The 18,197-nt window shown below is 56.9% G+C and carries 20 protein-coding genes and 1 tRNA gene; 9 read left to right on the top strand and 12 right to left on the bottom strand.

Annotation, left to right across the window (positions count from 1 at the left end):
• Nucleotides 1-30 precede the first annotated feature (30 nt).
• Genes MWU61_RS13490 through scpB form a run of 4 tightly spaced genes read left to right on the top strand, consistent with a single transcriptional unit; the run spans nt 31 to nt 3,470 of the window.
• Complete coding sequence (locus MWU61_RS13490) at nt 31-1,044, top strand: SPOR domain-containing protein (protein ID WP_247128901.1); 1,014 nt, start codon at nt 31-33, stop codon at nt 1,042-1,044.
• Nucleotides 1,044-2,030: a glycoside hydrolase family 3 N-terminal domain-containing protein gene (locus tag MWU61_RS13485; protein WP_247128900.1), complete on the top strand. Its 987-nt coding sequence runs from the start codon at nt 1,044-1,046 to the stop codon at nt 2,028-2,030. Before MWU61_RS13490 ends, MWU61_RS13485 begins: the two co-directional genes overlap by 1 nt.
• Nucleotides 2,031-2,038: 8 nt before the next feature.
• Complete coding sequence (locus MWU61_RS13480; protein ID WP_247128899.1) at nt 2,039-2,833, top strand: ScpA family protein; 795 nt, start codon at nt 2,039-2,041, stop codon at nt 2,831-2,833.
• 37 nt (nt 2,834-2,870) lie between these two features.
• Nucleotides 2,871-3,470, top strand: coding sequence for an SMC-Scp complex subunit ScpB (gene scpB, locus MWU61_RS13475; RefSeq protein ID WP_247129012.1), 600 nt, complete (start codon nt 2,871-2,873; stop codon nt 3,468-3,470).
• A gap of 886 nt (nt 3,471-4,356) precedes the next feature.
• Here the strand turns inward: scpB and MWU61_RS13470 are convergent.
• From MWU61_RS13470 to MWU61_RS13435, 8 genes are all read right to left on the bottom strand, one after another.
• The gene (locus MWU61_RS13470) at nt 4,357-5,442 is read right to left on the bottom strand and encodes a 2'-deoxycytidine 5'-triphosphate deaminase (protein ID WP_247128898.1); all 1,086 of its coding nucleotides are present in this window, start codon (nt 5,440-5,442) and stop codon (nt 4,357-4,359) included.
• A gap of 70 nt (nt 5,443-5,512) precedes the next feature.
• A tRNA-Pro gene (locus MWU61_RS13465) sits at nt 5,513-5,589 on the bottom strand.
• A 67-nt stretch (nt 5,590-5,656) separates the two neighbouring features.
• Nucleotides 5,657-6,445: a MerR family transcriptional regulator gene (locus MWU61_RS13460; RefSeq protein WP_247128897.1), complete on the bottom strand. Its 789-nt coding sequence runs from the start codon at nt 6,443-6,445 to the stop codon at nt 5,657-5,659.
• A 35-nt stretch (nt 6,446-6,480) separates the two neighbouring features.
• Complete coding sequence (ihfA, locus tag MWU61_RS13455; protein ID WP_247128896.1) at nt 6,481-6,783, bottom strand: integration host factor subunit alpha; 303 nt, start codon at nt 6,781-6,783, stop codon at nt 6,481-6,483.
• A 92-nt stretch (nt 6,784-6,875) separates the two neighbouring features.
• Nucleotides 6,876-7,847 (bottom strand): beta-ketoacyl-ACP synthase III, encoded by a 972-nt coding sequence (locus MWU61_RS13450; RefSeq protein WP_247128895.1) that lies wholly within the window; start codon nt 7,845-7,847, stop codon nt 6,876-6,878.
• A gap of 34 nt (nt 7,848-7,881) precedes the next feature.
• A complete protein-coding gene (gene plsX, locus MWU61_RS13445; protein WP_247128894.1) occupies nt 7,882-8,985 on the bottom strand; it encodes a phosphate acyltransferase PlsX in 1,104 nt (367 codons plus the stop codon).
• A gap of 26 nt (nt 8,986-9,011) precedes the next feature.
• Nucleotides 9,012-9,218, bottom strand: coding sequence for a 50S ribosomal protein L32 (gene rpmF, locus MWU61_RS13440; RefSeq protein WP_247128893.1), 207 nt, complete (start codon nt 9,216-9,218; stop codon nt 9,012-9,014).
• Between the two features lie 317 nt (nt 9,219-9,535).
• On the bottom strand, nt 9,536-10,177 hold the full coding sequence (locus MWU61_RS13435; protein ID WP_247128892.1) for an NAD(P)H-dependent oxidoreductase: 642 nt from the start codon (nt 10,175-10,177) through the stop codon (nt 9,536-9,538).
• 125 nt (nt 10,178-10,302) lie between these two features.
• On the opposite strand from MWU61_RS13435, the gene MWU61_RS13430 reads away from it, so the two are divergent.
• Nucleotides 10,303-10,668 (top strand): helix-turn-helix domain-containing protein, encoded by a 366-nt coding sequence (locus MWU61_RS13430; RefSeq protein ID WP_247128891.1) that lies wholly within the window; start codon nt 10,303-10,305, stop codon nt 10,666-10,668.
• A gap of 59 nt (nt 10,669-10,727) precedes the next feature.
• Here MWU61_RS13430 and MWU61_RS13425 read toward each other — a convergent pair whose 3' ends face one another.
• Nucleotides 10,728-11,276 (bottom strand): DUF177 domain-containing protein, encoded by a 549-nt coding sequence (locus tag MWU61_RS13425; protein WP_348645585.1) that lies wholly within the window; start codon nt 11,274-11,276, stop codon nt 10,728-10,730.
• Nucleotides 11,277-11,358: 82 nt separating this feature from the next.
• Here MWU61_RS13425 and bamE point away from each other — a divergent pair, with 82 nt between their 5' ends.
• Nucleotides 11,359-11,850: an outer membrane protein assembly factor BamE gene (gene bamE / locus MWU61_RS13420; protein ID WP_247128889.1), complete on the top strand. Its 492-nt coding sequence runs from the start codon at nt 11,359-11,361 to the stop codon at nt 11,848-11,850.
• 36 nt (nt 11,851-11,886) lie between these two features.
• Here bamE and msrB read toward each other — a convergent pair whose 3' ends face one another.
• Nucleotides 11,887-12,282 (bottom strand): peptide-methionine (R)-S-oxide reductase MsrB, encoded by a 396-nt coding sequence (gene msrB, locus MWU61_RS13415; RefSeq protein WP_247128888.1) that lies wholly within the window; start codon nt 12,280-12,282, stop codon nt 11,887-11,889.
• An 89-nt stretch (nt 12,283-12,371) separates the two neighbouring features.
• On the opposite strand from msrB, the gene MWU61_RS13410 reads away from it, so the two are divergent.
• Both MWU61_RS13410 and MWU61_RS13405 read left to right on the top strand, forming a co-directional pair.
• Entirely contained in the window at nt 12,372-13,085 is a 714-nt protein-coding gene (locus MWU61_RS13410; protein ID WP_247128887.1) for a GNAT family N-acetyltransferase, read from the top strand.
• A gap of 86 nt (nt 13,086-13,171) precedes the next feature.
• Nucleotides 13,172-14,983: an ATP-binding cassette domain-containing protein gene (locus MWU61_RS13405; RefSeq protein WP_247128886.1), complete on the top strand. Its 1,812-nt coding sequence runs from the start codon at nt 13,172-13,174 to the stop codon at nt 14,981-14,983.
• 62 nt (nt 14,984-15,045) lie between these two features.
• On the opposite strand, the gene MWU61_RS13400 is transcribed toward MWU61_RS13405, so the two are convergent.
• Complete coding sequence (locus tag MWU61_RS13400) at nt 15,046-16,050, bottom strand: Fe(3+) ABC transporter substrate-binding protein (protein WP_247128885.1); 1,005 nt, start codon at nt 16,048-16,050, stop codon at nt 15,046-15,048.
• A 68-nt stretch (nt 16,051-16,118) separates the two neighbouring features.
• Nucleotides 16,119-16,949 carry a nucleoside triphosphate pyrophosphohydrolase gene (gene mazG, locus MWU61_RS13395; protein ID WP_247128884.1) on the bottom strand — a complete coding sequence of 277 codons (831 nt, stop codon included), beginning with the start codon at nt 16,947-16,949 and terminating at the stop codon, nt 16,119-16,121.
• A gap of 63 nt (nt 16,950-17,012) precedes the next feature.
• Between mazG and MWU61_RS13390 the strand changes: the two genes are divergently transcribed.
• Nucleotides 17,013-18,176, top strand: a complete 1,164-nt coding sequence (locus MWU61_RS13390; protein ID WP_247128883.1) for a M20 aminoacylase family protein — start codon at nt 17,013-17,015, stop codon at nt 18,174-18,176.
• The last annotated feature ends 21 nt before the right edge of the window (nt 18,177-18,197 follow it).

The raw sequence follows: 18,197 nt of genomic DNA, 5'->3' as shown, positions 1-18,197 counted from the left end.
GGCTTGGCGGTAAGCTGGCGCGAGGCAGGTATGGCGATTTACGACGAGCGGGATCAGTCCCAGTCATTTGTGCAATCCGGTTCATTGATGAACTACGCGGGTGCGGCGGTATCGCTGGCCTTGGTCGTAGGCGTGAGCGTTTGGGGCTACCAATTGATCATGCGAGACGTATCCGGCATCCCCGTCGTCCGCGCAATGGAAGGGGCGATGCGTGTCGCCCCGCAAGCACCGGGTGGTGAGATTGCATCCCACGCTGGTTTGTCTGTGAACGACGTTGCAGGAATAGGCGAGGCCGCAGGGCCGTCCGATAGCCTGCTGTTGGCACCTGCCACACCAGGTTTGGCCGAAGAAGATTTACGGGTTGAGCCGTTGGCCGAAGCGGGCGAAGTTCTGCCCGCGACGGACGTGACCCCGTCCGAGACACAAATTCCAACGGCGCTTGAAACCGCCGTGACAACTGACACGGAAGAGCCGTTGACGACCGAAGGCATTCTAGCGCTAGCCGATCAGATCGCAGGCACCGCCGCGCCTCTGACAGCTTTGGCTGACGGCGAAGACGTGGCACCCACCGTCACGGTTGATGGTGCCGAAGTTGCGTCTGCGCCTGCCGTTGATCCAGCTGTGCCGGGTGTTTCGACATCCTTGCGCCCAACAGTACGACCGCGCCGCGCTACACCTGCTGCGGTGACGACAACAGCGCCAGCCGCTGCTGCACCACAGGTGGCTGATACCAGCACTGCTGTTGCTGCCGCACTGGCCGAGGCCACTGTCGCAACTAATGGCGCATTGCCTGTTGGCACGAACCTTGTGCAGCTTGGCGCGTTCCCATCTGCCGATACAGCCGCCGCTGAATGGACGCGTATGTCGTCGCTTTTCTCTGACTATATGGGCGACAAAACCCGCGTGATCCAAGAAGCATCAAGCGGCGGCAGCACATTCTATCGTCTGCGCGCCAGTGGCTTTACCGAGGCTGCGGATGCCCGCCGTTTCTGTGCCACGCTGCAGGCTGCAAACACGGATTGTATTCCGGTCGTCGTACGCTGATGCGTAACGGTGCCACGATCCTCGCGCCCGCGGGGCTGCGCCTGTCGGCGTGGGAAAAGACGTTCTTTCGGGATGCAGACCCTTGGGGGTTTATCCTGTTCGCCCGCAATGTGGATACCCCGGATCAACTGCGGTCACTGACAGCCGAATTGCGTGACAGCGTGGGCCGCGACGCACCAATTATGATCGACCAAGAAGGCGGGCGCGTGCAGCGCCTGCACGAACCGCATTGGGCCGAATATTGGCCGCCATTGGATCAGGCAGATCGGGCGCAAGACCCTGCCAAAAGCTTTTACATGCGGGCCCGTTTGATTGCCGCTGAGTTGCGTGACGTGGGTATTGATACAAACTGCGGGCCGACTTGCGATATCGCATCGGATGAAACCCATCCGTTCCTGCAAAACCGCTGCATGGGCCGCAACCCAGAGACGGTGACTGAAAACGCGCGTGCGGTGGCTGACGGGTATCTTGCGGGCGGCGTCCTGCCGATTATCAAACACATGCCGGGACACGGGCGTACAACGGTGGACAGCCACCTAAACTTGCCGACCGCCAACGCGGAACTGCTGGAAGCCAGCGCATGGGACTTCGCCCCGTTCCGCGCGTTAAACGATCTGCCGATGGGCATGTCCGCGCATATGGTGTTCCCAGAAGCTGGTGAACTGCCTGCCACCCAGAACCCTGCATTGATCGAAATGATCCGTGTGGATATCGGATTTGAGGGGCTTTTGATGACTGACGATATCTCGATGGAGGCTTTGTCGGGCAGTATCGCCGAACGGGCCGAAGTGTCGATTGCAGCGGGCTGTGACGTGGCTTTGCACTGCAACGGCGACGAGAACGAAATGATCGCTGTCGCAGCGGCTGCAGGCAAAATGACCGATGCCGCGCAATCCCGCGCAGATCGCGCGCTGACATGGCGAAAAGACCCTGATCACATTGACATTTCAGCGCTCAAAGCGGACCTTGCAGCCCAACTTGGCTGAAGGCACAGATGAGCGATACAGATACCTCTGAACCCGACCTGATGAGCGTCAGCGAACGTGTGGCCGCTGAAGCGTTGATCGTGGACGTGGGGGCGTATGAAGGGCCATTGGACCTGCTGCTGACGCTGTCGCGGACGCAGAAGGTGGATCTGCGCCAGATTTCGATCCTTGCTTTGGCCGAACAATATCTGGCGTTTGTCGAGAAAGCCAAAGAACTGCGGCTGGAATTGGCGGCCGATTATCTGGTGATGGCGGCGTGGCTCGCGTTTTTGAAATCGCGGCTGTTGCTCCCCCCTGATCCGACCGAAGATGGGCCATCGGGTGAAGAGCTTGCCGCGCATCTGGCGTTCCAGTTGGAACGGTTGGCTGCTATGCGTGAAGTTGCGGCAAAACTCATGGGCCGCGACCAATTGGGCCGTGATTTCTTTGCACGCGGCATCACAGAAGACGTCCAGCGCGTGCGCAAAGTCACCTATACCGCAACGCTGCTTGATCTGATGCAGGGCTACGCGCGGATCAGGACAAAGGACGATTTCCGGCCCTTTGTGCTGGACCGCGCCCATGTGATGACGATGGAACAGGCGCTGGAACGCATGCGGGGTATGATCGGCTTTGCGGGAGACTGGACTGATTTACAAAGCTATTACCCCGATGGCTGGGACGCGGACGCGGTGCGTACCCGATCATCCACCGCGGCGACCTTTGCGGCATCGCTGGAACTGGCCAAAGAAGGCAAAATCGAAATTCGGCAGGGCGAGATTTTCGCGCCGATCCAAATCCGAAAAAGGCTCCCCCGTGACTGACGACACATTGAACGAAAGCCTGTTCGAGGCGCCCCCCATGGCCGAACAGACCCGCATGGTCGAAGCGATCCTGTTTGCGACCGCCGACCCCGTGTCGATCAAAGAACTGACGGGGCGGATGCCGCACGGCTGCAATCCGGCAGAGGCGCTGGTACATGTTGGCAAACGATACGAAGGGCGGGGCGTGCATTTGGTCAAGATCGAAGACGCCTATGCGTTCCGGACGGCACCTGACCTTGGGTATCTGATGCAGAAAGAAACGGTCGAGGTGCGCAAGCTAAGTCGCGCTGCGATCGAGACCCTCGCGATCATCGCCTACCACCAACCCGCGACACGGGCCGAGATCGAAGAAATTCGGGGGGTGAGCGTTTCACGCGGCACTATCGATCAGTTGATTGAACTGGAATGGGTGCGGCTGGGACGTCGGCGCATGACACCGGGCAGGCCTGTGACGTTTGTGGTGACGGCAGGGTTCCTCGACCACTTCGGACTAGAGAACGCGCGTGACCTGCCGGGGCTGAAAGAGCTGCGGTCCGCTGGGTTGCTGGAGAACCGACCACCACCGGGGACGGGGGATGTTGACGGTGATGACGAAGATGACGGGCAGGAAGAGCTGTTTGAGGACAACGACGAATGAATGTTCAATCTTTGGTCCGCATGGCCATGGATCTGCTTGTGAGCGAGGGCATCCAAAAAACGACCCAAGATAAAACGGGGACAGCAGAAGGACGGGAGACCGCGCAATCCAAACGCAAAGCCGCGCAACGGACACGGCAAACGGCGAATTTGCTGAGGAGGTTGATGAGGTGATTGAGTTGGGGTGCGCGCTAAAGACCGGACCGGCATCGAGCTTAGCTTTCACTTTTTAGCCACTGATGCTTGATATTACATCTGGTGCATCGCATCTTAGACGTTGAAAGGACAACAAAATGACCTCGAAGAATTCAAATGCTGCAACAGTCACCCGAACCTCGAAGACGGGCCAATTTGTTGTGCGAAAAAGTGGTGGCGCCGTTTCGACACATACTGTTCGGTCGAAATCAACAGCAGCTATTAGTAAAAGCGTGAATAAGAACAGGGACGCTTTGCAGCGATTGGCTAATAGGTAAGCGCCACTATAGAGTGACTTTTTCCGACGCGCTAGAAGCGCACGAAGAGTCACTTGACGCCTTTGGGGGGCTGCGTGGCATTAGCAATATTGACAACATACATGGTGCTTTAGGCCGCCCGTATCACGGGTATCACCGTATGATTTGGGCTAAGGGAGCCGCTTTGCTTCATGGAGTTGCCTCGAGCCACGGATTTAATGACGGAAACAAGCGAACCTCATGGTTGCTTACTGAATTGCTTTTTCAACGAAGCGATTATGAATTGACGCTGTTAGACGACGACAGGCTCGACGACGTTGTTGTCAATGTTGTCAATGGAGACATGTCGCAGGATCAGTTAGAATTATGGCTCAAGGTTCGTACGTTTCGAACGTAGTTCTGTTTGATTGCTGATTGCACGATCGGATTTTGCGCTCACCCAAAATGCTTCGACAGCTTCAGCCCTTGCCCTTGGTAATTCGACTTGATCTCACGCCCGTACAGCGCGTCTGGCATTGCTGCCATGTGCTCGTATACCAACCGTCCTACGATCTGGCCGTGTTCCAGTACAAACGGGGCCTCGTGGCAGCGCACTTCTAGCACGCCGCGCGACCCTGATCCGCCTGCCTCTGCGTACCCGAACCCCGGATCGAAGAAGCCTGCGTAGTGGACCCGAAATTCGCCGACCATGGCGATGTAGGGCGCCATTTCGGCGGCGGCCATGGGGGGGATCGCGATGGATTCATTACTAACCAGAATGTAGAATGCGCCCGGATCGAGGATGATCCAGCCTTTGTCGGTGCGGACTTCCTCCCAATACTCAGTAGGGTCGTAGTGCGCCAGTTTGCCCAGATCGATGACGCCTGTGTGCGGTTTGGCGCGGTAGCCGACCAGATCGGTGCCGTCGGGGCGCAGATCGACCGAGAACCCGAGCCCGTCCGAGATTACAGCATCCCCGTCCACAATCGGCGTCTTGGCGTGCAGCGCCCGTAGCGCGTCGTCGTCCATGATCGTTTTGCCATTGCGGAAAATGATCTGGTTCAACATCTGGCCCGTCTGGGCGACGACAGAGAATGACCGCGGGCAGATTTCGACGTAAAGCGGGCCAACGTAGCCTTCGGGCACGCGGTCAAATTCGATCCCATGATCGGTGATCACGCGGGTCAACAGGTCGAGCCTGCCGATGGAAGATTTAGCCGACGCGGCGGCGGTCATGCCAGCGGGCAGGGCGAGGGATTCGATCAGCGGGACAACGTAGACGCAGCCTTTTTCCAGCACAGCACCGCCTGTCAGGTCGATTTCATGCATCTGGAACAGGTTCAGGCGGTCCGCAACCGTATGGTCGTGGCCCGCAAGAAACGACGCGCGGACACGGTAAGCCATATTGCCAAGACGCAGATCAAGCGACGCGGGCTGGATTTGACCATCGGCCACATCCGCAGAGGCTGCAATTTGTCCCGCATCCAGCATCGCGCGGATTTGGTGATCGGCTAGAACGCCCGGCTGTGGTGTCTGTGTCATATCGTGCCTCCCAAGCGGCGTATTATATCAAAACGCCCGCCACGCAAAAAGCGGGACGGGCGGTTATGATTGGTCGGGCTAGCAGGACTCGAACCTGCGACCTTCCGTCCCCCAGACGGACGCGCTACCAGGCTGCGCTATAGCCCGACTGCGTGTGTATTTACCGCAATTCCCACGCGGGGCAAGCGCGAAATCGGGCTGCTGCATCGGTTGCTTACCAAGGATGGCGCATCTCGTCGCGCAGTTTGGTGAGCTGATCTAGCAAAGGTGCAATCTTCGCCGCATTCGCCGCCACCCGCTGCGGTTTGGCATGGACCACTGACGCCAAACACCGCGCTGGCAGGTCAGAGCGAGGCATTGGATTTGCTGGCAGATCGACCTTGGGTTTGGCCAAGGACGACAAAGCGGTGATTGGATCTGCTGTCTGCGTATCAGCATCCGCTGATGGATCAGGGGCAGGGGATGCTGATGGAATTTCAAGCTCTTCGAAGTCATCAGCCGGTTGTTCGTTTGATGCGACAGGTTCGGCTGGTGTGTCCGGTGTCCGCTTTGCGCTGATGATCTGCAACTTGGGTTTGGGTTGCTCTTCAGGCGTCGCCGCAGCGACCGGTGCCGTAAACATTTCGGTTTGCGATTCATCTTCGGCTTTGAGTATCTCGGAGACCGCTTTTGCTGCAGCCTCTGGGGGGACTTCGACGTGCGACTGTGGCATGGTTTCTAATGGGCCATCGAGGCCTTGGCCGATACCCACAACGTGTTTCACGCCTTTTTCGCGCAGCAGTTTCTGTGCGCCTTTGATGGTCATGCCCTGATCGTGCAGCAAATGCTGTATCCCCGCGAGCAAGGATACGTCGTCGGGACGGTAATACCGCCGACCACCAGCCCGCTTGACGGGCTTGATTTGGCTGAATTTGCTTTCCCAAAACCGCAGCACGTGGGCAGGGGTTTCAAGCACGTCTGAAACTTCCGAAATGGTCCGGAAGGCATCGCGTGATTTGGCCATGGCAGTAGCCTCTTGTTAAGGTGTCGTGGTCGCGTTTAGCGTTTGTTGCCGGACGCGACGCGATCTTTCATCAGATGTGATGGACGGAATGTCAGAACGCGGCGTGGGTGGATCGGGACTTCTTCGCCGGTTTTTGGATTACGACCGACGCGGGCCGCTTTGTCGCGGATCGAAAATGTACCGAAAGACGAGATTTTGACTGACTCACCGGACACCAAGGCATCGGAGACATGTGACAAAACGCTTTCAACCAAATCCGCACTATCGTTACGGGACAAACCCACTTCACTGTGCACAGCCTCAGCAAGGTCCATGCGCGTTAATGTCTTATCAGCCATCGTATCCCCCTGTTATTTCGAGGACGATAGGCGGGTTCCGTTTTCAAAGTCAATAACCACGACGCCTAGGTCGCTGATTGCGCGGGATTTTTCTACCAGCGTAGAACAACCGCGCCCCATGCCAGACCGCCACCAATTGCCTCGGACACGATCATATCACCTTGTTTGATTTGACCATTTTCGACGCCGACTGATAGCGCCAACGGAATGGATGCAGCGGATGTATTGCCGTGATCTTGGACAGTTACGATGACACGGTCCATGCCAACGCCCAGCTTTTTAGCCGTGGATTGGATGATCCGAATGTTGGCTTGGTGTGGGACAACCCAGTCCACATCGTCTGCGCCTAGGCCTACTTTTTCAAGCGCTGTATCGGCGGTTTTCGCAAGCTTTTCAACGGCATGGCGGAAAACTTCTTTGCCCTGCATCTTGAGCACGCCAGTGTTCTGGGTGGACACACCACCATCGACATACAACAGGTCGCGGTAGCTTCCGTCGGAATTCAGGTCGGTGGCAAGGATACCCCGATCAGCGGTGGTTCCGTCGCCTTCTTGGGCCTCAAGAACCAATGCACCGGCACCATCGCCGAACAACACGCAAGTGGACCTGTCTGTCCAATCCATAATGCGGCTGAAGGTTTCAGCGCCGATGACCAGCACCCGATCCGCTTGGCCTGATAAGATCAACGCATTTGCATTTGTCAGTGCATAAATGAAGCCCGCGCAGACCGCCTGAATGTCAAAGGCGAATCCTTTTGTGTTACCGATCTTATGCTGGACCATTGTCGCCGCTGAAGGGAACGTTTGATCTGCCGTCGACGTCGCGACAATAATTGCGTCGATGTCGTTTGGTTCAAAGCCCGCCATTTTCAACGCGTTGTTCGCGGCCTCTGTGGCAAGATCGGATGTGCCTTGCTCTGGGAGCGCAAAGTGCCGACGTTCAATCCCGGACCGGGATTTGATCCACTCGCTTGTTGTTTCGAGTGTCTTTTCAAATTCAGAATTTGGTACGATCCGTTCGGGCAGGTAGTGACCAACCCCCCGAACCACTGCACGTCGTGTCATTGTATTGCCTGTTGCCCGTTAAGTCCGACACGTCTTATGACGTTACGTCGGTTTCATCTCGGACATCTTGGGCTAGGCTGACAGCAGAGGCAACCCGCGCCGCGAGTTTGTCTGAAAAACCTGAGCGTGCGAGGCGATATGCCAACGAAATTGCCGCAGAAACGCCGGCCGCATCCGCTGAGCCGTGGCTCTTAATCACCGTATGGTTGAGCCCCAGAAAAACGCCGCCGTTCACGCCGCTTGGATCGACTTTTTTACGCAATGCTTTCAGTGCGCCGCGCGCAAGCAGCGCGCCCAGCATCGCCATTGGATTCGCTTTGAGGTTCGTGCGCAGCAGGCCGGAAATCAGTTTGGCTGTGCCTTCGCCTGTCTTCAACGCGACGTTGCCCGTGAATCCGTCTGTGACGATTACGTCGATGCGGTCTGATGGAATATCGCCACCTTCTACGAAGCCTACGTATTCAAAGTCACCGACGTCTGCAGCATTTGCGATCAGTTCGTGCGCAACTTTTAGTTCTGCGCGCCCTTTATGTTCTTCGACACCAACGTTCAGTAGGCCAACGCGGGGACGTGGGATGTCCATACCGTTACGCGCATAAGACGCGCCCATTAGCGCGTAGGCCAACAGATCGTCTTGGTCAGCGCGGATATCGGCACCGGCGTCCAGCAGAACGTTGAAACCTGACGGATTGTGGGATGGCCATAAGCAGGCGATGGCGGGGCGGTTCACGCCCTCGGCCTTGCGCAGCCGCAACATAGACATCGCCATTAGGCCACCAGTGTTGCCACAGCTGACACACACTTGCGCTTGGCCCGCTCGGACCGCTTCGATGGCGGACCACATGGATGTGTTTTTACCGCTACGCAGCACTTTGCTTGGCTTGTCGGTCATTTTCACGACATCAGTCGCGTTATGCACCGTGACGTTGTCGGTCAGGCCTTTGGCCGCCAGCAGGGGGGCAAGTTCGTCTTCTGGACCATGCAGAATGATTTTGGCGTCTGGTTGCTTCTTTAGAAAGAACGAAAGGCCCGCAACTACAGTTGCAGGCCCAGAATCGCCACCCATCGCATCAACAGAGAGCACGGTTTCAGTCGCAGTAGCCTTGGTCGGATCGGTGTCCGTTACGGCGTTCATCATGACTGAGCGGCCCCTGTCTTGGGTAATTATGCGGCGTCGTCGTCGAGATCGATTTCGTTGGCTTGCGCCACAACTTCGCGCTGTGCGTAGTGACCACAGGATGGGCAAACGTGGTGTGGGCGCTTCAGCTCACCACAGTTGTCACATTCGTTTGGGTTCGCAGCGGAGAGTGAGTCGTGGGAACGACGGTTGTTCCGGCGGGATTTGGAAACTTTATTCTGCTGTACAGCCATTGTCTCGGCCCTTAGTTTATGGGGCTCAATGCCCGGATGTATCTGTCTTTCGGGGCAACTACGCCATTCCGGCAGCCCTGTCGAGACGCAATGTTCAAGAGCCGCGGAACATACTGCGATTCTTTTATGGTGCAAGGGGTTTGTTTGGATATTTCCAGACGGTGTTTTGCGCTGTTTTCAAAGGCCCGTAAAGCAGTGCGACACTGCGCGAGAATCGTCTGACTTCACAAGGCGCGTCTACCTGTGTGACGCGTCTTGCTGGGTTTTTAATCCGGATCGCAGGCCGTTTGATCAACCTGCCATCGCAAACTGTTCTTTTAGTCGATGACGCTGACCATCGTGTCGCGCGATTTGCGGACTTTGCCCATTGGCAGCAGCCAGTCACCGTCTTGGTCGCGATAGCCCAGCGGCATCAGTACGACAGAGCGCAGACCGCGTTCTTTGAGCCCGAGGATTTCATCGACAGCTTCGGGTGAGAAACCTTCCATCGGTGTGCTATCGACTTCTTGTTCGGCGGCAGCGACCAGCGCGACGCCAAGCGCGATATAGGCTTGGCGCGCCGCGTGTTCGTAGTTCACATCTGCGTCGCGCGGCAGGTAATTCGCTTTCAGATTGTCATAATAGGCCCGCAACATTGGCAGATCACCGCGCACGTCTACGTTTAGATCGACGACGGCGTCGATGCGGTCAGCGGTGTAATTGTCCCACGCCGCAAACACCAACAGGTGTGATCCATCAGTGATTTGTGCTTGATCGCCAGATGCTTTGGCAATTTGCGCGCGCAGGTCGGGGTTGGTCACGACAAGCAGCTCGAACGGTTGCGTGCCGCTGGATGTTGGCGTCATGCGGATCGCCTCAACGATCGCGTCGACCTTTTCTTGCGGTACTGATTTCGTAGCATCCATTTTCTTGGTGGCGTAGCGCCAGTTTAGATGCTCGTTCAAGGTCTTGGTTGTCATGTCGGTCTTCCCGTTGCTTGCGCCCGAAATGGGCGGTATACATTTGTAACCGGCGACCTAATAAGTACTGGGTGTTGGTGCAAGAAGGCACATTCTTTAACCTCGGTTACACAAAGGGAACCGCTATGCCCGACGACGCGCAATGTCCCGAATGCCAACGTATCAATGAAGTGTTGTCGCGTGTCGGCGATCGGTGGAGCGTGCTGGTTGTTATTTCGCTCGCGCAATACGGAACGTTGCGGTTCAACGAATTGAAACGGAACCTCGGGATTTCTCAGCGTATGTTGAGCCTGACATTAAAACAGCTGGAAAGGGACGGTCTTGTTAACCGGACCTACCACCCGACTATCCCACCAAAGGTGGAATATAATTTGACGGAAATGGGCGAATCTTTTCGTGAACCTGTCACCGTCTTGGGTGAATGGGCTTTGCGGAATTTGGCGACAATCGACGCCTCACGCGAAGCATATGACAATAATGTGAGCGGCTGAGGGTAGCTGTGCTGCGGCGATTTACCTTTGTTCGGATGGTTGTCCGCCCGTGGTTCAAATTACTCGTCGCCTTTTGCCTCTAACGCTGCTTTCAACGCTCCGAGACCTGCGAATGGTTTCGCGTCATCGTCTGTCATTGGTGTCGCTCCGTCCTGCGCGTAGACCGCTTCGCCCAGTTCTGCGCCTTCGGCACGCGGGAAGGGTGGTAGGGCCAATGACAAGACTTCTGCCAAAAGTACTTCGAGATCGAGCACCGCTGGGATCGGTTCAACCGTGTCGTCTTCGGGCATTTCGGCCTCGGATGCTTCGATTTCTTCGTAATCGCCGACGTAGGTGCGGGACACGGGTTCGTCGATCCGCGTGACCAAAGGTTCAAGCGTCACACCGCATTCCTGCACAACCGTCGCCCCAAGCGTGCCCGACAATTGCCAGTCGCGCCCGCCCTGCGGTGCGATTTCCCCATCAAACCGAAGTTTGCGGATTTCGATGATCTGCAATTCATCAGCCAGCGCCGCGCGGGCAGGCCCATCCGGCAAAATGCTGAATGTCGTGGCTTTCCGGGTAGCCAAATCAGCCATACGAAACTGTGTCGGCGCTTTATTGGTCACGGGCGTATCCATTCTTGAACAAGGAGGGGTGCATGTTGTAGGTGGAATAAAAGCCAAGAGCACCCAAAGCAAGAGGTCAGTCATGAGCAGGAACGACAGCACATCGGGTGTTCTATTGCGCCGCGCCGTGATGATGGCAGGTCTTGGCCTTGCGGTGGCCTGTACACCGATCACGCGCAACCATGGTTTTGTGCCTTTGCCCGAAGATCTGGCGCAGTTGACAGTTGGTGTCGATACTCGCGAATCTGTCATGGCTTTGGTGGGGCCTGCGACCGCTGGCGGCGTGATTGGCGAGAACACGATGTATTACGTGGCCAGCAAATTCGAACACTACGGTCCTTTTGAACCTACCGAAGTCGACCGCCAAGTCGTGGCGATCAGCTTCACTGGGGCAGGGACGTTGTCCAACATTGAACGGTTTACTTTGCAAGACGGTCGCGTCGTTGCGTTGTCACGGCGTGTGACTGACGACGGCATCGCTGATCTGACGGTGATTTCACAGCTGTTGGGCTCTATTGGCCAGATTGATGCAGGCCAGTTCTTGGGTGGGCCTCTGGCCGATAACGATATCTAGGCCAAAGCCTAGATATCCATTTTTTGCGATGATTGATTAGTCGCTTTCAGGTTCGAACGTCAAAGCCACGCCATTAATACAGTACCGCAGACCCGTCGGGGCTGGACCGTCCGGGAAAACGTGCCCCAGATGCGCTTCGCAGCGGTTGCAATGCACCTCTGTGCGTTTCATGAAAAACTTGCGATCCTCGCTTTCGCCGACCTGTTCGGCATCGATTGGCGCATAGAATGACGGCCATCCCGTGCCGCTTTCGAACTTCGTATCCTGTTCGAACAAAGGTGAGCCGCAGCAGACACACATGTAGGTCCCTGCATCTTTTGGGAAATCTTCGTGCGTCCCTGCGCGTTCCGTGCCATGTTTACGTGTGACCTTGTAAGCAAGGTCAGAAAGTTGCGCACGCCATTCGGCGTCTGTTTTGACGATTTTATCCATGGGTTCGCGATGTCCTCTTTGGTGCTGACACAAGATGTAGGGCTTAGTTCCATTTGTTCCAAGGGTTTGCTGCCTGTGGGGGGCATCACATGACTGTGGGTTTTCCGAAAGGGCGTTACGTCGCGCGGTTTGCGACATCTGCGGCGGATGTTGTCGCCTGTCAAAAGCTGCGGCATCGCTGCTTTTTTGGAAAATCGGGCGTCGATCTGGATCAATTTGATGCCAGTTGGTCGCATCTGATGATTGAAGACGGCACCGATGGCCCGCTTGTTTGCACGTTTCGCATGCGGCAATCATCTGCCGCCGCGGTGCAAGACGGGTACGCGGGGCAGTTCTACGATCTGTCAGGATTGGCGCAAACGACCGGCCCACATATCGAAATTGGTCGTTTTTGTACGGATCCGGCAACGCCTGACCCTCATATCCTACGCGTCGCGTGGGGGGCGCTGACGCAATACGTGGACGCCTGCGAAGCCACGATCCTATTTGGCTGCACAAGCCTGACCGGCACTGATCCCGCCCCATATGCCCGTGTCATTCGGGCGTTGCAGGACCGTTATCAAGGACCGCACGCATTGATGCCCGGCGCTATCGCGCCCGAGGTTATTCGTTTTGGTGAACAGATGGGCGACGCAGATCAACGCCCCATGCCGCCTCTGTTGCGGACCTATCTGGCGATGGGCGGATGGGTCAGCGATCATGCGGTTGTGGACCGGACGATGGACACGCTTCACGTGCTGACGGTTGTGGAAATCGCTAAAATACCCCCCGCACGCGCCCGCGCATTGCGCGCACTGGTTTAGATGCGGGCGACCCGCTGGGTCCGGTTGTTCCCCGACGGATAAAACAGGGGCTTGCACGTTGTCGTTTGCGGCAATAGCTGGTGGGCATGGCACGTACACCTTTACTCCAAATGTCCGATATCGCGCTGACCTTCGGCGGCGATCCTGTATTCGAAGACCTGTCGCTTGTGGTGCAACCCGGCGACCGCGTGGCGCTAGTGGGGCGCAACGGGTCTGGGAAATCTACCTTGATGAAAGTCATGGCTGGCCTTGTGGAGGCCGACAGCGGGACGCGGGTCGCAGCACCCGGCGTGTCTGTGGGGTACATGGAACAAGACCCGACGATGGAAGGGTTTGCGACGCTTGGCGATTACGCCGCGAGCGGCTTGGATATTGACGAAGCCTACCGCGTCGAAATGGTGGCGGAAGGGCTGAAATTTGATCCTGCGGGTGACGTGAATACGGCGTCGGGTGGGGAAAGACGGCGAGCGGCCTTGGCCAAGCTGATGGCCGAAGCACCTGAACTGATGTTGCTGGACGAGCCGACCAACCACCTTGATATCGAAGCGATTGCGTGGCTCGAAACCGAACTCAAAACGACCCGCGCAGGTTTCGTGCTGATTTCCCACGACCGTGCATTTTTGCGCGAACTTACCCGCGCAACCCTTTGGATTGATAGAGGAATGGTGCGCAGGGCCGAACAGGGTTTTGACGGTTTTGAAGAATGGCGCGACAAGATTTGGGAAGAAGAAGACCAACAACGCCACAAGCTGAACCGCAAGATTAAAGCGGAAGCACGGTGGGCGGTTGAAGGTATCTCTGCGCGTCGGAAACGGAACCAAGGTCGCGTGCGGGCGTTGCAGGATCTGCGGGCTGAAAAGTCGGCGCAGATCAAACGGCAAGGCACGGCCGCGATGGCGTTCGAGGGCGGCAGCACGTCCGGCAAAAAGGTTGTCGAAGCGTTCGGTCTTACCAAATCCTTCGATGGCAAACAAATCGTCAGGGATTTCGACCTGACTGTACAGCGCGGCGACCGGATCGCTTTTGTGGGGCCTAACGGGGTGGGGAAAACCACGTTAATCAAGATGTTGCTGGGGCAAGTTGAACCGGATGAAGGATCGGTCAAGCTTGGCACGAACCTTGATATCGCGGTGTTTGACCAGACGCGTGCGGCGCTCGATCCGGACATGACGTTGTGGGACAATCTGGCCAGCGACCCAGTGCTCGGGGCGAGCGGTAAGTCTGACCAGATCATGGTGCGGGGCGCACCGAAGCATGTCGTGGGCTACCTGAAAGAATTCCTGTTCGACGATGCACAGGCGCGCGCGCCCGTCCGGTCCTTGTCCGGTGGCGAAAAAGCACGGCTCTTGCTGGCGAAATTGATGGCGCGGGAAAGCAATTTCCTTGTGCTTGATGAACCGACAAACGATCTGGACATCGAAACGCTGGACCTGCTGCAGGACATCCTTGGCGACTATCCGGGCACTGTGCTGCTGGTCAGCCACGACCGTGATTTCCTTGACCGGACGGCGACCACAACCATCGCGATGGAAGGCAACGGGCAGGCTGTCGTCTATGCGGGCGGTTGGACGGATTACCGCGAACAGCGCGGAGCGGACACGCCTGACGCGCCGAAATCTGTGGGCAAGCAGCTGTCCAGCAAAGGTAAACAAGGCCAAGCGGTGGCGCGCAAAACCACGCTTTCGTTCACCGAAAAACATCGGCTGGAAGAACTACCAAGTGTGATCGAACGGATTACAGCCGAAATCGACAAGCTGACAGAATTGCTCGCCGATCCTGCGCTTTTCACAGACAACCCTGTGAAATTTCAAAAAGCGACCGACGCGCTTGTCGCACGTCAGGCCGCCTTGGAAGCTGCTGAAGAAGAATGGCTGACGCTCGAGGAAAAAGCGTCTTAATTCTTTTGGCCCCAAATATCCTGGGGGGTGCGGGGGGCTAGTCCCCCGCTTGATCGGCGGCGTTAGCCGTCGAAATCAACTTCTTCCATGATCCGCAATGCGGCGGCACGGTGGCCCGCAATTTCCGTCAGATCAGTCGTGTCTGCAGTCACAGGACCCCAGCTTTCGACCAGTTCGGACAATGGTGCGCCGTCCAGAACAGGGTATTCAAAGTTCAGCTCTGCGTAGATCGACTGTGCCGCTGGCGACACGAGGAATTCCATCAGTTGCAGCGCTTCTTCTTTGTTTGGTGCGGCTTGCGTCAGCGCGATACCGGATACGTTCACGTGTGACCCGCCATCTTCGAACTCTGGGAACACCAGACGGACAGAGTTGGCCCATTCGGTCTGCTCTTCGTTACCCAGCATTTTACCCATGTAGTAGGTATTGCCCAAAGAAATGTCGCATTCGCCAGCCCAGATTGCTTTGACCTGTGCGCGGTCGTTGCCTTCTGGTTTGCGTGCAAGGTTGTCTTTCACGCCTGCGGCCCAGTCTTTCGCGCCATCTTCGCCAAGGTGTGCGATCATCGCGGACACAAGTGCGAGGTTGTAGTTGTGCAAACCTGAACGTGTGCAGATGCGGCCTTCCCATTTGTCGTCGGCCAGATCTTCGTATGTTGTCAGTTCGCCGTCTGCGACGCGGTCACGGGATGCATATACGACGCGGGCCCGTGTTGTTAGGCCGAACCATTGGTTGTCTGTGTCGCGCAGGGCTGCAGGAATGGCAGTGTTCAGCACGTCGCTTTCAACGGGTTGAACAACGTCAGCATCAACGATTTGTTTCAGGTTCGCGATGTCGACAGTCATCACCAGATCAGCAGGGGACCGTGTGCCTTCGGCTTTCAGGCGCTCAACCAGACCGTCATCAACAAAGGCGAGGTTCACAGCAATGCCGGTTTCGGCGGTGAAGGCGTCCATGACAGGCTGGATCAGCTCTGGCTGGCGGGTGGTGTAAATGTTGACGTCTGCAAGGGCGGGTGCCGCGATTGCGAGGGTAGATGTTGCCAGAAGGCAGGTACGCAGTGACATTGGAAAGCTCCGTTATTTGATGGCGCTCATAAAGCCGACTATTTTTGTCGGGTCAATACCTGAATTATTTAGTCGGATACATTTTTTGCGCGTTTTTCCGCCAGTTTCGCAGCGTCCCAAAGGGCATCCATTTCAGCCAAATCGCTGTCCTTTGGTGTTTTGCCGCGCGCGGCCAATGCGTCCTCAACGGCCTCAAAGCGCCTTTGAAACTTGGTGTTTGCGGATCGCAGCGTGTCTTCGGGATCAAGTTTGAGGTGCCGTGCAAGGTTAGCGACGACAAACATCAGGTCACCGAATTCTTCTGCGACCTCTGCGTCGGTCAATGTATCGCGGGCCTCAACCAGTTCAGCCGATTCTTCTTTGATTTTATCGATGACGTGTGACGTATCCGGCCAATCGAATCCCACACGCGCAGCACGGTTTTGCAGTTTTACGGCGCGCGTCAGGGCAGGCAGGCCCACCGCCACGCCGTCCAACGTGCGTTTTTGCGCCTTGGCACCACGTTCCGCAGCTTTGATCTTTTCCCAATCGGCGGTTTGTTGTGCTGCCGATTTGTCCCGCGATTCGTCGCCAAAGACATGGGGATGCCGCGCGACCATTTTGTCTGAAATCGCCTTCACGACGCTATCAAAGTCGAAATGTCCTGCCTCGGACCCCATTTGTGTGTGGTAAACCGTCTGAAGCAACAGATCGCCCAGTTCGCCTTCGAGATCTGTCCAATCGCTGCGGGCGATCGCGTCCGCGACTTCATAGGCTTCTTCAATCGTGTAGGGCGCTATGGTGTTGAAATCCTGTTCGATGTCCCACGGGCAGCCTGTGTTCGGGTCCCGCAGGCGACGCATGATTTCTAGCAGTCGCGGCATCCCGCCATTTGGATCATGAATAAGGGTATCGTCCATTGCCAGTGCCTCTCGGTTAGGATCAACTACGACCATATTGCCCCTAACGACCGAGTACCACCTATGCCTGTTATCAATCGGATCGCCGACTTTACGCCTGACATGACTGCGTGGCGGCAGCATTTACACCAGCATCCTGAACTGGTGTTCGACTGCCATCAGACGGCGGCGTTTGTTGTTGAAAAGCTTCGGTCATTTGGGATCACAGACATCCACGAAGGTATCGCAACATCGGGTGTCGTGGCGATCATCGAAGGGCAGGGCGACGGCCCTACGATTGGTCTGCGCGCAGATATGGATGCGCTGCCGATGGATGAGGTCACAGGGCTAGATTACGCATCCAAGATCAACGGTGCGATGCATGCTTGCGGCCACGATGGGCACACGACAATGCTGTTGGGTGCAGCGAAGTATCTGGCTGAGACACGCAATTTTCGAGGCCGTGTCGCGCTTGTATTCCAGCCCGCGGAGGAAAGCATCGGTGGGGCGCAGGTAATGGTGGAGGAAGGCATTTTGGACCGCTTTGCCATCGACGAGATTTACGCGCTCCATAACCTGCCAGGTTTGCCTGTTGGGCATTTTCAAACGGTCGCTGGACCGATCATGGCGGCTGTTGATACGGCGACGATCACGGTTCAGGGGCGCGGGGGGCATGGGGCGATGCCACATGACACGGCCGATCCGGTTGTCGCGGCAGTATCGATTGTGCAGGCGATCCAGACGATTCTGAGCCGAAACCATTATGCATTTGATCAATTGGTGATTTCGGTGACACAAATCCACACAGGGTCCGCCGATAACGTGATCCCCGATACGGCATGGATTCAAGCGACGGTGCGCAGTTACGACAAAGACGTGCAGGCGATGGTGATCCGGCGGTTGGAAGAGATTTGCGCAGGCCAAGCGGCGAGTTTTGGGGTGGAGGCGACGCTCGATTATGAAATCGGGTATCCAGCGACCGTGAATGATGCCGACAAGACCGCATTTGCCTGCGACGTGGCGCGCGAGATTGCGGGGGACACCGCCGTCAATGGCGCGGCGAGCCCCGAAATGGGCGCCGAAGATTTTGCCTATTTCCTCGAAAAACGCCCCGGTGCCTATTTGTTTGTGGGGAACGGCGATACGGCAGGGTTGCACCATCCGGCCTATGATTTCACTGACGAAGGGGCGGCGCATGGGGCATCGTTCTTTGCGCGCCTTGTGGAGACCGCGCAGCCGGTGGTTTGATCCGGATGTGCGCGTGCCGCG

Origin of the sequence: Loktanella sp. F6476L (genome assembly GCF_023015725.1) — a bacterium.
In the GTDB taxonomy this organism is placed as follows: domain Bacteria; phylum Pseudomonadota; class Alphaproteobacteria; order Rhodobacterales; family Rhodobacteraceae; genus Yoonia.
The sequence above is the reverse complement of the archived record's forward strand: the minus strand, read 5'-3'. Positions and strand labels throughout refer to the sequence as shown.

Excerpts from the sequence above, each read along its gene's own strand:
- MWU61_RS13490 (WP_247128901.1), top strand. The coding sequence starts at position 31 with ATGGCGATTTACGACGAGCGGGATCAGTCCCAGTCATTTGTGCAATCC.
- MWU61_RS13485 (WP_247128900.1), top strand. The coding sequence starts at position 1,044 with ATGCGTAACGGTGCCACGATCCTCGCGCCCGCGGGGCTGCGCCTGTCG.
- MWU61_RS13480 (WP_247128899.1), top strand. The coding sequence starts at position 2,039 with ATGAGCGATACAGATACCTCTGAACCCGACCTGATGAGCGTCAGCGAA.
- scpB (WP_247129012.1), top strand. The coding sequence starts at position 2,871 with ATGGCCGAACAGACCCGCATGGTCGAAGCGATCCTGTTTGCGACCGCC.
- MWU61_RS13470 (WP_247128898.1), bottom strand. The coding sequence starts at position 5,442 with ATGACACAGACACCACAGCCGGGCGTTCTAGCCGATCACCAAATCCGC.
- MWU61_RS13460 (WP_247128897.1), bottom strand. The coding sequence starts at position 6,445 with ATGGCCAAATCACGCGATGCCTTCCGGACCATTTCGGAAGTTTCAGAC.
- ihfA (WP_247128896.1), bottom strand. The coding sequence starts at position 6,783 with ATGGCTGATAAGACATTAACGCGCATGGACCTTGCTGAGGCTGTGCAC.
- MWU61_RS13450 (WP_247128895.1), bottom strand. The coding sequence starts at position 7,847 with ATGACACGACGTGCAGTGGTTCGGGGGGTTGGTCACTACCTGCCCGAA.
- plsX (WP_247128894.1), bottom strand. The coding sequence starts at position 8,985 with ATGATGAACGCCGTAACGGACACCGATCCGACCAAGGCTACTGCGACT.
- rpmF (WP_247128893.1), bottom strand. The coding sequence starts at position 9,218 with ATGGCTGTACAGCAGAATAAAGTTTCCAAATCCCGCCGGAACAACCGT.
- MWU61_RS13435 (WP_247128892.1), bottom strand. The coding sequence starts at position 10,177 with ATGACAACCAAGACCTTGAACGAGCATCTAAACTGGCGCTACGCCACC.
- MWU61_RS13430 (WP_247128891.1), top strand. The coding sequence starts at position 10,303 with ATGCCCGACGACGCGCAATGTCCCGAATGCCAACGTATCAATGAAGTG.
- bamE (WP_247128889.1), top strand. The coding sequence starts at position 11,359 with ATGAGCAGGAACGACAGCACATCGGGTGTTCTATTGCGCCGCGCCGTG.
- msrB (WP_247128888.1), bottom strand. The coding sequence starts at position 12,282 with ATGGATAAAATCGTCAAAACAGACGCCGAATGGCGTGCGCAACTTTCT.
- MWU61_RS13410 (WP_247128887.1), top strand. The coding sequence starts at position 12,372 with ATGACTGTGGGTTTTCCGAAAGGGCGTTACGTCGCGCGGTTTGCGACA.
- MWU61_RS13405 (WP_247128886.1), top strand. The coding sequence starts at position 13,172 with ATGGCACGTACACCTTTACTCCAAATGTCCGATATCGCGCTGACCTTC.
- MWU61_RS13400 (WP_247128885.1), bottom strand. The coding sequence starts at position 16,050 with ATGTCACTGCGTACCTGCCTTCTGGCAACATCTACCCTCGCAATCGCG.
- mazG (WP_247128884.1), bottom strand. The coding sequence starts at position 16,949 with ATGGACGATACCCTTATTCATGATCCAAATGGCGGGATGCCGCGACTG.
- MWU61_RS13390 (WP_247128883.1), top strand. The coding sequence starts at position 17,013 with ATGCCTGTTATCAATCGGATCGCCGACTTTACGCCTGACATGACTGCG.